Genomic DNA, 11,663 nt, shown 5'->3' on the forward strand with positions numbered 1-11,663 from the left:
CTCAACGCCCGACCAGACGGGACAAACCCGCCCACGAACGGCTTATCGGACCGGACCCGGCAGGCTCATGGTGCGGCAGGTCGGCCGCCACCCTGGCTCCCACGGAGGGACCGGCATCGGTGGTGACGGTGTAGACGACATCACCGGACTGCCAGACCAGCGAACAGCGATCAGGGGACACCCCATAGCCGGCACCATCGGTGGATCCGAGCCGGCCACGCTGCTGCATCACAGTCACCCAGACATCTCCGCGGGCGTAGACGGCGTGGACCACGGTGGGTCGGGTCGGGGAATCGGTGCTGATCTGCACGAGCCTGAAACCGGCCAGCCGGGCGGAGCAGTTGAATCCTCCCCCGCACATCGCCCGGGTCGGGGCACTGACTGCGGGGGCGCTCGACAGCTGGAGTGGCACCTGCTGGGTGCGTCCACTGCTGGCCGGTGAGGTCACCGCCAGGCTGGTGAAACCGGCCGAGCGCACCAGGCGCCCGGCGCTGTCGAAGGTCTCGTTCCAGGCCACCAGGCCGAGCTCAGGGACCAGCCACCAGCGAGCCACCAGGCTCCGGTCGGAACGCTTGGCCTCCAGCAGTTCCGTGGAATGCCCCGCAATCACGCCGCCGGGGACCCGGGTGAAGGTTGTTGCCGCAGGCGGCATCACCCCCAGCGGTGTGGTGCGCACCGGGAGCAGACCGGAGCTGATCACCTGGCCGGAGCGATCCAGCACGGCGACGGCAACCGAGTGGCCGGGCTTCTGCTGGACGCGGACCTCGGCGACCAGGTGGTCGCGCCTCCCGGCCAGCGTGACTCGCTGCACCCCGGAGTAGGCCACCAGGGGCGAGAGGGCACCTTCCAGCAGTTCCATCGCGTCCGACCGACTGATGTCGGCAGGTTGCATCCCCGTCAGCAACTGTGGACGCTCGATAACCCGGCTGCGCGGCAATCGGGACTGCTGGTCGCTGGCCAGGACGGCGTTCACCGCCTGCGCGCCCGGACCAATGCCCAGCCGCAGGTCGTGCTCACGGTGACCGGTCTGGGGTGCGTTCGCCACCACCGGCACGTGGGGCGCCATGATCAGCCCCAGGGTGAACAGCATGCCCACGGTCGCCACCAGGGCCATCGACCCGGCGACGGCCAGGCGCTGGCGACGACGACGACGGCTGGGCAGGTGGCCCGTCTCCTGGGCTGACATCCACAGGGGTGCACGGGCCTCATCACCCGCGATGGCCTGCAACTGGCGGGTCAGCCGCTCCGAGGCTGCGCACTGCGGTGCGCAGTGGCGCAACAGCCCCACGACCGATTCGGTGCCCTCCTGGTGGGCGCGGCAGGACGCACAGGCGGTCAGGTGGCGGTTCAGTTCCTCGGCGCAGGTCGCGTCGAGATCGCCTTCCAGGCGTTGATCGACGAGGTCGCGAGCCCGCCGGCAGGCAGCGGGCAGGTCCCGGCTGATCATCTCTTGAGGACCTGCTGCAGGGTCGGATCTGGCGCAATGTCGACGGCCTGGCCCGGGAGCTCATCCGGAGCACCGAGCAGGCGTCCATGGCCCTCGGCGGGCTTGCGATGGGCCAGGGATCGCCGCAGCCGCTCGCGTCCACGATGGATCCTGGACCGCACGGCACCGAGCTTGACGTCGAGGATGTCGGCGATCTCGTCGTAGCTGAGACCCTCGATGTCACACAGGACGACCGCCACGCGCTGGTCGGGCGGCAGGCTCGCCAGTGCCCGGGCGACATCGTGGTCAAGGGATTGGTCGACCATCTCGTCGCCGGGCTCGCGATGACGCGACTTGACGTTCTCGGCGGCCTCGGCCATCGGGTCAAAACTCAGGCGCTTGCGACGGCGAGCCTGGTCGAGGAAGAGGTTGGTGGTGATGCGGTGCAACCAGCCGGTCAAGGTCCCCGGCTCGAAGGAGTGGATCGACCTGAAGGCGCGAACGAACACGTCCTGGGTGAGGTCCTCGGCGTCCGGGCGGTTGCCGGTGAGCCGGAAGGCAACCCGGTAGACCATGTCGGAGTGGTCGCGGACCAGCTCCTCCCAGGTCGGGGCGACCCAACCGTCGCCGTCGTTGCCCTCCATCGCCATGGCTCCCAGTGTGCCATGGGCGGGACGCGACTCAGGAACGCGCGGTCCGCAGCTTCTGGCAGAAGCCCTGCACCACCACGTCGTCGGGGGCGACCATCGGCAGCCGGAGCGGGCCGACGTCAAAGCCTTCGGCAGCCAGTGCGCCCTTGACGGTGGCACAGCCGGGAGCAGCGAAGACGCCGGTGAACACCGGCAGCCATCGACGCTGGACTTCGAGTGCTCCCGCGAAGTCACCCCGCACCGCCAGCTCGATGATCTGCTTCATGGCGCGGCCACTGAAGTGGGTCGAGGTGCCGACCACCCCAACCCCGCCAACGCTCAGCAGGGGCAGGGTGATCGCGTCGTCCCCGGAGTAGTAGTCCAGTTCGAGCCCGGCGGCGGCCACCTCGGCCATCACCTGGCTGGATGCCACCAGGTCGCCCTTGGCGTCCTTCACCGCGACGATGGTGGGCAGTTCGGCCAGTTCGAGCAGGGTCTCGCTCGACATCGAGACACCGGTGCGGTGCGGGATGTCGTAGACCATCACCGGCAGGTCGGTGGCCTCCGCGACGGCGCGGAAGTGGGCGACGATTCCCTGCTGGGTGGGGCGGGAGTAGTAGGGGCAGACCACCAACAGGGCGTGGGCACCGGTGTCGGCTGCTCGGCGGGCCATCCGCACGGTGTGGGCGGTGTCGAAGCTGCCCACGCCAGCGATGACGGTGGCGCGATCATCGACGGCCCCGAGGGCTGCCTCCACGACCTTGAACTTCTCGTCCTCGGTGGTGGTCGGTGATTCACCGGTGGTGCCGTTGACAACGATCGCGTCATTGGCCTGCTCGTCCACCAGGCGGGTGGCGAGTTCGCCGGCGCGCTTCAGGTCAAGGGCGCCATCAGGGGTGAAGGGGGTCACCATCGCGGTGACCAGTCGGCCGAGTCGGGGAGATGTCATGCTTCCTCGATCATCATCATCGGGTCACCGTCGTGGACCACGTCTCCGGGCTTGACCGAGATCTCGACCACGGTGCCGCTCACGTCCGCCAGCACCGGGATCTCCATCTTCATGGACTCCAGCACGATCACGGCGTCCAGCGGCCCCACAGTGGCGCCCACCTCCACGTCAACGGACAGGACGGTGGCGACAATCTCGGCGGTGACGGCATGGGTCATGGGGATCATGCTAACGGTAGGCTTGGGCTCGTGAGCTCACCACAGACCGCCGCAGAAGGACCAGACCAGCGCTCCTGGGGCTACGCCGAGGATTTCATCGAGCCCGGCGACTCCATCGCGACCAGCCGCCAGGCCGCCTCCGACCTGGGGGTCAGCCCGCTGTCGACCGGCACCGCGACGGCGTTGCGTTTCCTGGCGCGCGCCATATCGGCCAAGCACGTCGTCGAGGTCGGCACCGGGTCGGGCACCAGCGGCCTTGCGCTCTTCGAAGGCATGGTCTCTGACGGCATCCTGACCAGCGTGGATGCCGAGGCCGATCGTCAGGACGCCGCCCGCAAGGCCTTCATGGCCGCCGGCATCGCGACCTCGCGTTTCCGTCTCATTGCCAGCCTGCCCCTGGACGTCCTGCCGAAGCTGCGCGACGGCGCCTACGACATGGTCTTCATCAACGGCGACAAGCTGGAATACGTCGAATACGTCGCCCAGGCCCTGAGGCTTCTGCGCCACGGCGGCATGGTGGTGCTCAACGATGCCCTGTGGGACAACAAGGTCGCCGACCCCGAGAATGAGGATGACGAGGCCGTGATCATCCGGGAGGCTCTGGGTGCGATCCTGGACACCGAGGAGTTCACCTCCGCCCTGCTGCCGGTCGGCGCCGGCCTGCTGGCAGCCATCAAGGCCTGACCACCAACGACAACGCCCGCCCCACGGGGCGGGCGTTGTGCTGTGCCATGGGAGTCAGTCGGCGAGGACGTGCACTCCTTTGCCCACCACGGTGATGCCGTTCTGGGAGACGTGGAAGCCGCGAGCCCGGTCATGGTCCTTGTCCAGGCCGACCTCGGCACCCTCAGCGAGGGTGACGCCCTTGTCGAGAATCGCATTGCAGACCCGCGCACCGCGTCCGATCTCGACATTGTTCATGAGGATCGAACCCTCGACCTTGGAGTACTTCTGGCAGCGCACATTCGGACTGAGGACGGCGCGGTCCACATCAGCACCGGAGATGATGCAGCCACTGGAGACGATCGAATCCTCCGCGGTACCGCGCAGGGTGAACTTGGCACCCGGTGCCTGGACCTGCTGGGTCCAGATCGGCCACTCCGGGTTGTAGAGGTTGAACTCCGGGTTCACGCTGACCAGGTCCATGTGCGCCTCGTGGTAGGCGTCGATGGTGCCCACGTCGCGCCAGTAGTTGCGGTCCTTCTCCGTGGAGCCCGGGACATTGTTCAGCGTGAAGTCATAGACCTGCGCCTGCCCCTTGCGCACGAACCAGGGAACGATGTTGCCCCCCATGTCGCGCTTGGACTCCGGGTCGGCGGCGTCGGCCTCCAGGGCTTCGACGAAGGCCTTGCGGGTGAAGATGTAGTTGCCCATCGACGCGAAGGACTCGTCGGGGGAGTCGGGCAGACCTGGCGGGTCGGCCGGCTTCTCCAGGAACTGGTTGATCTTCGCCGAGGAGTCGGCGTCGATGATGCCGAAGGCGGAGGCCTCCCTGCGCGGGACGCGAATACCCGCGATGGTGGCCGAGAGGCCGGAGTCGATGTGGGCCTGCAGCATCGCACCCACGTCCATGCGGTAGATGTTGTCGGCTCCGAAGACGATGATGTAGTCCGGGTCCTCGTCGCGCACCAGGTTCATCGACTGGTGGATCGCGTCCGCAGAACCCTGGTACCACTGCGGCCCGAGGCGCTGCTGGGCAGGCACCGGGGTGACGTAGTTGCCCAGCAGGGTTGACATGCGCCAGGTCAGCGAGATGTGACGATCCAGCGAATGGGACTTGTACTGGGTGAGGACCGCAATCTGTCGGAGCTCGGAGTTGGCGAGGTTGGACAGGACGAAATCGATCAGGCGGTAGGTGCCGCCAAACGGCACGGCTGGCTTGGCTCGATCGGCGGTCAAGGGCATCAGTCGCTTGCCCTCGCCCCCGGCCAGCACCATCGACAGGACCTTCGGGCGACTCTGCATGTCATGAACCTACCGACCGCAAGGGTGCTGCGGGAAGGGAGGGCAACAATTCTTCGCCAACACGTCATCGTGGCCCCCTGGACGGGGTGACCTGAACAGCAGCCGGCTCGAGATCCACTGTCGGCGAGTTGACTGACCGGCATTGTTTGATAATGATTCTCATCATGAACATTCGCTACCGCACCCTTGCCTCCTTGGCCGCCCTCGCGCTCGTGATGAGCGCCTGCGCTCAGGACCGGGCCACCGCGCCGGGTGGCTCCAGCTCCCCCAGCCACGCCGCCAGCTCGAAGCATGAGCACGACCATGACCACGAGGTGCCCGGTGAGGGCAAGGAGGTCGGCAAGCGCGAGCCCCGCCTGGCCATCACCTATGAGGGCGGGGTCATGGTCGTCAACGCCGAGACCCTGAAGCTGATCAAGGACATCCCCCACCCCGCGAAGCACCTGCGCCTGCGCGAGTCCGGCGAGCACCGCTACCTGCTGCTGGACTCCGGCAACGGCCTGGAGACCCTCGACCTCGGCTCCTACACCAGGGCCCACGGCGACCATGGCCACTCCAAGGTTCTCCAACCCTCCCTCACCGGCCAGAAGTTCGACGTGAAGAAGGCTGGCCATGTCTCCCCCAACGCCGATCACACCTTGGTCTTCGACGACGGTGACGGCTCCGTGGACGTGTACGCCACCGAGCACATGTTCGAGAAGGACGCCAAGCCCGAGAAGACCGTCCAGCTCGCGGCCCACCACGGCAATGCCTACATGCTCGAGGGCGGCAACATCGTCCACACCATCCCCGGCAAGGACGGCGCCCACGGCGTCCGCGTGATCGACAGGGATGGCAAGAAGCTGGCCGAGTCCACCGACTGCCCCGGCACCCACGGTGCTGCCGTGGCCAAGGGCGGGGCGATGACCTTCGGCTGCGAGGACGGCACCCTGCTGATCAAGGGCGACACGATCACCAAGATCAAGGCCAAGGACGGGTTCGCGCGCATGGGCAACCAGTACGGCCACAAGGACTCCAAGTACGTCTTCTCCGACTACAAGACCTCCGAGAAGGACCTGGCCAAGAAGGTCGCCGTCATCGACACCGAGGCCGGCACCATGAAGGTCATCACCATGCCCACCCACTACGCCTGGCGCGGTATCGAGTTCAGCGCCGACGGCCACGGCCTTGTTCTCACCCAGGACGGCACCCTGCACGTGATCGACCCCGAGCACGGTGACATCCACAAGTCGATCAAGGTCCTCAAGCCCTTCACCGAGCCGGAGGAGTGGGAAAAGCCTTCCCCCACCATCCACGCCCAGGGCCACTGGGTCTACGTCACCGACCCCGCCACCAAGAAGGTCCACGCGATCGAGCTCAGTGTGAACAAGGTCATGACCACCGGCACGCTGCCCCATGCCCCCAACGAGATCTCCGGCACGCTGGGATGACGTGCGTCTCAGTCCTGCCCTGATCAGGCGCGGACTCCTCCTGTCCTCCTGTATCAGGTACAGTGGACAGGAGTCGCAGCTGTGTGACGCATGCGGGTGAGGCCTATGAGTGAGGCGCCCCACTTCCCGTGGGGAGAACTGGGTGCAAGTCCTGGCGCCCGCTCGCTGGACGCAGGGTCCGCGGCCACCGGCCCGGGCCCTTCGTCGTCCCTGACCCCCTCCCCTGCGGGCTCGGGTGTGGAACGATCAGGGCATGAAGGTTTCGATCCTCACCCGTGAGTACCCGCCGAGCATCTACGGCGGCGCCGGAGTCCATGTGGCCCAGCTCGTTCCTCAGCTCCGCAAGCTCGTCGAGGTTGATGTGCAGTGCATGGGCGAGCCGCGCGAGGGTGCCACTGCCCACCCCGAGGACTTCCCCTCGGGAGCCAATCCCGCGCTGCGAGTCTTCGGTGCTGACCTGTCCATGGTCGCCTCCCTCCCCGAGGAGCTCGACCTGGTGCATTCCCATACCTGGTACGCGAACCTGGCCGGCCACCTCGGCGGACTGTTCCGCTCGATCCCCCACGTCGTCTCGGCACACTCGCTCGAGCCCCACCGGCCCTGGAAGGCCGAGCAGCTCGGCGGTGGCTACCACCTGTCCTCCTGGGCGGAGAAGACCGCCTACGACGGCGCTGATGCCGTGATCGCGGTGAGTGAGGGCATGAAGCGGGACGTGCTTGCGTCCTACCCCGACCTGGACCCCACCAAGATGCATGTGGTGCGCAATGGCATCGACACCGAGGAGTTCCAGCCGGACACCGGCACCGACGTCCTGGAGGAGATCGGGATGGACCCGAGCCGTCCCAGCGTCGTTTTCGTGGGTCGCATCACCCGCCAGAAGGGGCTCATCCACCTCGTCCGGGCTGCGCGCCAGTTCGACCCGAAGACCCAGCTGATCCTGCTCGCCGGCGCCCCCGACACCCCTGAGATCGCCCAGGAGTTCCACCTCGCCTTCGACGACCTGAAGGCCGAACGTGGAGGAAATGTCGTCTGGGTGCAGGAGATGCTCCCCCGTCGCTCGGTACGCCAGGTGTTGAGCCACGCCACCGTTTTCGCCTGCCCGTCGGTCTACGAGCCGCTGGGCATCGTGAACCTGGAGGCCATGGCCTGCCAGACTGCGGTCGTCGCGTCTGCGGTCGGCGGGATCCCCGAGGTCGTGGTGGACGGTGAGACCGGACGCCTGATCGAGTACACCCCGGCCAAGGCCGAGGACGCCGCCTACGTCGCCGACTTCGAGAGCCGATTCGCCGCCGCCATCAACGAGCTGACCACAGATGCCGAGCGGGCTGACCAGATGGGTCGCGCCGGGCGCGAGCGCTGCATCGCCGAGTTCAGCTGGGAGAAGATCGCCCAGCAGACCGTCGAGGTCTACCAGGCCGCCATGGCGCGCCACCAGAAGCGCACTCGCGCCTGACGTGGGTTGCGCGGGGACACGACACGGCGCCGACCGCAATGGTCGGCGCCGTGTACCTGTTGTCAGTGGGTGCAGATCACTGAGGGAGCTTGAGCTCCGGGTCCTTGAGGCAGGTCAGGAGTGCGGTGGCCTCCTCGGCATTGAGCTCCACCACGAGCCGCCCGCCTCCGTCGACGGGGACGCGCATGATGATGCCGCGACCTTCCTTGGTGACCTCCATCGGGCCATCACCGGTACGGGGCTTCATTGCTGCCATGTGGACACACTCCTTGCTTCAGCCGAAGATCGATCAGCTCCCATTATTCCGTATCATTCCAACTCGCGCGTCGTGTGGCACCGGCGAGCTGGTCGGCCAGCCGCTCCACGACCAGGTCCACCTGCCCCATGTGGTAGCCGCTGGTGACGACCTCGAAGGTCGCAGCGTGCAGCTCAGCAGGGGTCACCGGTACTGGACGCCCGGAGGCGTCCTGGGTCAGGCTTCGCGCGACCCGCGCCATCAGCTCGTCGACCTCGTGGGGTGCGTAGCCGCGCAGGGCCCGACCGAAGTGCAACCCCTGGACGTCCGCGGCAGTGAACTCGCCCTCGGGCAGGCGTGGTACCGGGTGGTCGTCGACGAGGTCGGGCATCTCGCCGAACTTCCCGGAGGCAAGGAAGGCTCCGGTGGCGATGATGCCCACCGCGATCAGGCCAAGGATCCACATCATGCGGAGAAGCCTATTCCTCCAGGAGTCCGGGCTCGTCCAGCACCGGGCCGGTGATGACGTGCGCCAGCGCCTCCTCGATGTCGTCGGTGCACAGGAAGCTCTCGAGATCACGCTCAGCGACGTAACCCTCCCCCAGGACCTTCTCGCGCATCCAGGCGATCAGGCCAGCCCAGTACTCGGTGCCGAAGAGGACGACGGGGAAATGCTGCACCTTGCCGGTCTGGGCCAGGGTCATGGCCTCGAAGAGCTCGTCGAAGGTGCCCAGGCCGCCGGGCATCACAATGAACCCCTGCGCGTACTTCAGGAACATCACCTTGCGGGCGAAGAAGTAGCGGAAGTTGATGCCGAGGTTGACGTACTCGTTCATCGAGGTCTCGAAGGGCAGCTCGATGCCCAGCCCGACCGAGGTGCCCCCGGCCTCGGAGGCGCCCTTGTTGGCGGCCTCCATGATGCCGGGGCCACCCCCGGTGATCACCGCGTAGTCGCGCTCCACCAGGCCTCGGGCGAGGTCCTCGGCAGCGTGGTACATGGGGTGGTCGGCCTTGGTGCGGGCCGAACCGAAGATCGAGATGGCGGGGCCGAGGTCGGCCAGGGTGCCGAAGCCCTCCACGAACTCAGCCTGGATGCGCAGCACGCGCCAGGGGTCGGAGTGCACCCAGTCGTCGCCACCGCGACCCTGCAGCAGGCGCTGGTCGGTGGTCGTGGGCTGGATCTGGTCCTGCCGTCGGATCACCGGGCCGGCGTGGACCGCCGAACCCGAGGGCCTGGGGGCGTTGTCGATGGGACGGGACGTGCGATGGGGCATGGTGCGTCCTCTCAGGGTCGGTGGTCAGGCGGTCAGCCAGCGCTGGAGCGCAGCATGGCAGGTCTCGAGGTCGGAGACGGGGCAGAACTCGTCGTCCATGTGGGCCTTGCCGGGGTCACCGGGGCCGAAGTTCACCGCAGGCACTTCGAGGGTGGCGAAGCGGGCCACATCTGTCCAGCCGTACTTCGCGCGTGGGCTGGCACCGACAGCCTCGACGAACTTCGCGGCGGCCGGGCGGTCGAGGCCGGGGCGGGCACCAGGGGCCATGTCGGTGAACTCGAGCTCCCAGCCGGAGAAGTGCTCGCGCATGACCTGCTCGGCGTCCTCCGGGAGCTTGTCGGGGGCGAAACGGTAGTTGACGGTGAGAGTGGCGGCGTCCGGCACGACATTGCCGGCGATGCCGCCGCGGATGTCGACGGCATTGAGGCCCTCACGGTAGAGCAGCCCATCCACCTCGATCTCGCGGGCGTCGAACTCGGCGAGGCGGGTGAGGACCGGGCCGAGGTCGTGGATGGCATTGTGCCCCAGCCAGGAGCGGGCCGAGTGCGCAGCGACACCGGAGGTGCGAATCAGGAAGCGGCAGGTTCCCTGGCAGCCGCCCTCCACGGAGGCTGAGGTTGGCTCCATGAGGACGGCGAAATCGGCCTGGAGAAGGTGGGGGTGCTCGCGACCCAGGGCTCCCAAACCATTGCGGCTGGACTCGACCTCCTCGCAGTCGTAGAAGATCCAGGTCACGTCGCGCGTGGGTTCGGTGACCTCGACGGCATTCTTGAGCATCACCGCCACCCCGCCCTTCATGTCACAGGTGCCACGGCCGTAGACGCGGTCACCCTCGAGCCGGCTTGGCAGGTTGCCGGCGACCGGGACCGTGTCGAGGTGGCCGGCGATCACGACACGTTCGGGGCGCCCACGCTTCGTGCGTCCGACGACCGTGTGGCCGTACCGAATGACCTCGAGGTGCGCAGCGCTGAGGAGGATGCGTTCGACCTCATCGGCCAGGGGGCCCTCGTTGCCACTGACCGACTCGATGTCGACCACCTGCTGGAGGAGGGTGGTCAGGTCCGAGTGGGGATCGATCCGGGGGTTCTCCATGATTCTGAGCCTAGTGTCACTCCCCTACGATGGAGGGCATGACTGATGCGACAACCTTCTCCCGACCCGCCTGGGCATGGGGCCTGGCGACGGTGCACGAGTCGGGTCAGGTGCTGGACACCTGGTACCCCTCGCCCCAGCTGGGCCTGCCGGACGACAGCCCGGCCCCCGAGCAGCTGCGCTCGGCGCAGACCTTCGACGATGCTCGTCGCGTCGAGTCACGCGCAGTGCGCACGGTCATCGATCTGGACGCCGCCCCGGCCGACGCTGCGGACGCCTACCTGCGCCTGCACCTGTTGAGCCATCGCCTGGTCAAGCCCCATGGCTTGGTCATGGACGGCATCTTCGGCGCGCTGCCGAATGTCGTGTGGACCTCGGCCGGCCCCTGCGCGGTGGATGACTTCGAACGCACCCGCGCTGCCCTGCGCGCGGCTCGCGGCCAGCTGACCGTGCTGAGCGTGGACAAGTTCCCGCGGATGACCGACTACGTGGTGCCTTCGGGGGTGCGGATCGGTGACGCCTCGCGAGTACGCCTGGGCGCCCACCTGGCCAGCGGCACCACCGTCATGCACGAGGGCTTCGTGAACTTCAACGCGGGCACCCTCGGGGCATCCATGGTCGAGGGACGCATCTCGGCCGGCGTCGTGGTCGGGGACGGTTCCGACGTCGGTGGCGGTGCCTCGATCATGGGGACGCTGTCCGGCGGCGGCAAGGAGGTCATCTCGATCGGCGAGGGGTGCCTGTTGGGCGCCAACGCCGGTGTGGGGATCTCGCTGGGCGACAACTGCGTGGTGGAGGCCGGCCTGTATGTGACCGCCGCCAGCAAGGTCACCCTCGACGACGGCCGCGTGGTGAAGGCGAGCGAGCTGTCCGGTGCGAGCGACCTGCTGTTCATCCGCGACTCGGTGACCGGGACGGTGCTCGCCCGCAGCCGTGGCGGCAAGAGCGTGGAGCTGAACGAAGCCCTCCACCAGAACGACTGACCCGCGACT

The 11,663-nt window shown here is 67.6% G+C and carries 13 protein-coding genes; 4 read left to right on the forward strand and 9 right to left on the reverse strand.

Features of this window, described 5'->3' with window-relative positions; all coding sequences use genetic code 11:
• Position 1 precedes the first annotated feature (1 nt).
• Genes M3G03_RS08445 through M3G03_RS08460 form a run of 4 tightly spaced genes read right to left on the reverse strand, consistent with a single transcriptional unit; the run spans position 2 to position 3,222 of the window.
• Positions 2-1,447: a zf-HC2 domain-containing protein gene (locus tag M3G03_RS08445; RefSeq protein ID WP_259809257.1), complete on the reverse strand. Its 1,446-nt coding sequence runs from the start codon at positions 1,445-1,447 to the stop codon at positions 2-4.
• On the reverse strand, positions 1,444-2,076 hold the full coding sequence (gene sigE / locus M3G03_RS08450; RefSeq protein WP_259809258.1) for an RNA polymerase sigma factor SigE: 633 nt from the start codon (positions 2,074-2,076) through the stop codon (positions 1,444-1,446). Before sigE ends, M3G03_RS08445 begins: the two co-directional genes overlap by 4 nt.
• Before the next feature lie 31 nt (positions 2,077-2,107).
• Complete coding sequence (dapA, locus tag M3G03_RS08455) at positions 2,108-3,004, reverse strand: 4-hydroxy-tetrahydrodipicolinate synthase (protein ID WP_259809259.1); 897 nt, start codon at positions 3,002-3,004, stop codon at positions 2,108-2,110.
• Complete coding sequence (locus M3G03_RS08460; RefSeq protein ID WP_259809260.1) at positions 3,001-3,222, reverse strand: biotin/lipoyl-binding carrier protein; 222 nt, start codon at positions 3,220-3,222, stop codon at positions 3,001-3,003. Before M3G03_RS08460 ends, dapA begins: the two co-directional genes overlap by 4 nt.
• 30 nt (positions 3,223-3,252) lie before the next feature.
• Between M3G03_RS08460 and M3G03_RS08465 the strand changes: the two genes are divergently transcribed.
• Positions 3,253-3,906 carry an O-methyltransferase gene (locus M3G03_RS08465; protein WP_259809261.1) on the forward strand — a complete coding sequence of 218 codons (654 nt, stop codon included), beginning with the start codon at positions 3,253-3,255 and terminating at the stop codon, positions 3,904-3,906.
• A 54-nt stretch (positions 3,907-3,960) separates the two neighbouring features.
• On the opposite strand, the gene glgC is transcribed toward M3G03_RS08465, so the two are convergent.
• Positions 3,961-5,187, reverse strand: a complete 1,227-nt coding sequence (glgC, locus tag M3G03_RS08470) for a glucose-1-phosphate adenylyltransferase (RefSeq protein WP_259809262.1) — start codon at positions 5,185-5,187, stop codon at positions 3,961-3,963.
• Between the two features lie 164 nt (positions 5,188-5,351).
• On the opposite strand from glgC, the gene M3G03_RS08475 reads away from it, so the two are divergent.
• Together M3G03_RS08475 and glgA are read left to right on the forward strand one after the other, a co-directional pair.
• Positions 5,352-6,617, forward strand: coding sequence for a hypothetical protein (locus M3G03_RS08475; RefSeq protein WP_259809263.1), 1,266 nt, complete (start codon positions 5,352-5,354; stop codon positions 6,615-6,617).
• A 253-nt stretch (positions 6,618-6,870) separates the two neighbouring features.
• The gene (gene glgA / locus M3G03_RS08480) at positions 6,871-8,070 is read left to right on the forward strand and encodes a glycogen synthase (protein ID WP_259809264.1); all 1,200 of its coding nucleotides are present in this window, start codon (positions 6,871-6,873) and stop codon (positions 8,068-8,070) included.
• Positions 8,071-8,146: 76 nt separating this feature from the next.
• Here the strand turns inward: glgA and M3G03_RS08485 are convergent, their stop codons facing one another.
• Genes M3G03_RS08485 through dapE form a run of 4 tightly spaced genes read right to left on the reverse strand, consistent with a single transcriptional unit; the run spans position 8,147 to position 10,671 of the window.
• Complete coding sequence (locus M3G03_RS08485) at positions 8,147-8,326, reverse strand: DUF3117 domain-containing protein (protein WP_207474911.1); 180 nt, start codon at positions 8,324-8,326, stop codon at positions 8,147-8,149.
• Between the two features lie 43 nt (positions 8,327-8,369).
• Positions 8,370-8,774: a DivIVA domain-containing protein gene (locus M3G03_RS08490; RefSeq protein ID WP_259809265.1), complete on the reverse strand. Its 405-nt coding sequence runs from the start codon at positions 8,772-8,774 to the stop codon at positions 8,370-8,372.
• Positions 8,775-8,784: 10 nt separating this feature from the next.
• On the reverse strand, positions 8,785-9,579 hold the full coding sequence (locus M3G03_RS08495) for a TIGR00730 family Rossman fold protein (protein WP_259809266.1): 795 nt from the start codon (positions 9,577-9,579) through the stop codon (positions 8,785-8,787).
• 24 nt (positions 9,580-9,603) lie between these two features.
• Positions 9,604-10,671: a succinyl-diaminopimelate desuccinylase gene (gene dapE / locus M3G03_RS08500; RefSeq protein WP_259809267.1), complete on the reverse strand. Its 1,068-nt coding sequence runs from the start codon at positions 10,669-10,671 to the stop codon at positions 9,604-9,606.
• A gap of 38 nt (positions 10,672-10,709) precedes the next feature.
• Between dapE and dapD the strand changes: the two genes are divergently transcribed.
• Positions 10,710-11,654: a 2,3,4,5-tetrahydropyridine-2,6-dicarboxylate N-succinyltransferase gene (dapD, locus tag M3G03_RS08505; protein ID WP_396121927.1), complete on the forward strand. Its 945-nt coding sequence runs from the start codon at positions 10,710-10,712 to the stop codon at positions 11,652-11,654.
• Positions 11,655-11,663: the final 9 nt, after the last annotated feature.

It is taken from the genome of Aestuariimicrobium sp. p3-SID1156 (assembly GCF_025144225.1).
GTDB lineage: Bacteria > Actinomycetota > Actinomycetes > Propionibacteriales > Propionibacteriaceae > Aestuariimicrobium.

Coding starts and splice junctions, on each gene's coding strand:
- M3G03_RS08475 (WP_259809263.1), top strand. CDS start 5,352: ATGAACATTCGCTACCGCACCCTTGCCTCCTTGGCCGCCCTCGCGCTC.
- glgA (WP_259809264.1), top strand. CDS start 6,871: ATGAAGGTTTCGATCCTCACCCGTGAGTACCCGCCGAGCATCTACGGC.
- M3G03_RS08490 (WP_259809265.1), bottom strand. CDS start 8,774: ATGATGTGGATCCTTGGCCTGATCGCGGTGGGCATCATCGCCACCGGA.
- dapE (WP_259809267.1), bottom strand. CDS start 10,671: ATGGAGAACCCCCGGATCGATCCCCACTCGGACCTGACCACCCTCCTC.
- M3G03_RS08445 (WP_259809257.1), bottom strand. CDS start 1,447: ATGATCAGCCGGGACCTGCCCGCTGCCTGCCGGCGGGCTCGCGACCTC.
- glgC (WP_259809262.1), bottom strand. CDS start 5,187: ATGCAGAGTCGCCCGAAGGTCCTGTCGATGGTGCTGGCCGGGGGCGAG.
- dapD (WP_396121927.1), top strand. CDS start 10,710: ATGACTGATGCGACAACCTTCTCCCGACCCGCCTGGGCATGGGGCCTG.
- sigE (WP_259809258.1), bottom strand. CDS start 2,076: ATGGCGATGGAGGGCAACGACGGCGACGGTTGGGTCGCCCCGACCTGG.
- M3G03_RS08495 (WP_259809266.1), bottom strand. CDS start 9,579: ATGCCCCATCGCACGTCCCGTCCCATCGACAACGCCCCCAGGCCCTCG.
- dapA (WP_259809259.1), bottom strand. CDS start 3,004: ATGACATCTCCCCGACTCGGCCGACTGGTCACCGCGATGGTGACCCCC.
- M3G03_RS08460 (WP_259809260.1), bottom strand. CDS start 3,222: ATGACCCATGCCGTCACCGCCGAGATTGTCGCCACCGTCCTGTCCGTT.
- M3G03_RS08485 (WP_207474911.1), bottom strand. CDS start 8,326: ATGGCAGCAATGAAGCCCCGTACCGGTGATGGCCCGATGGAGGTCACC.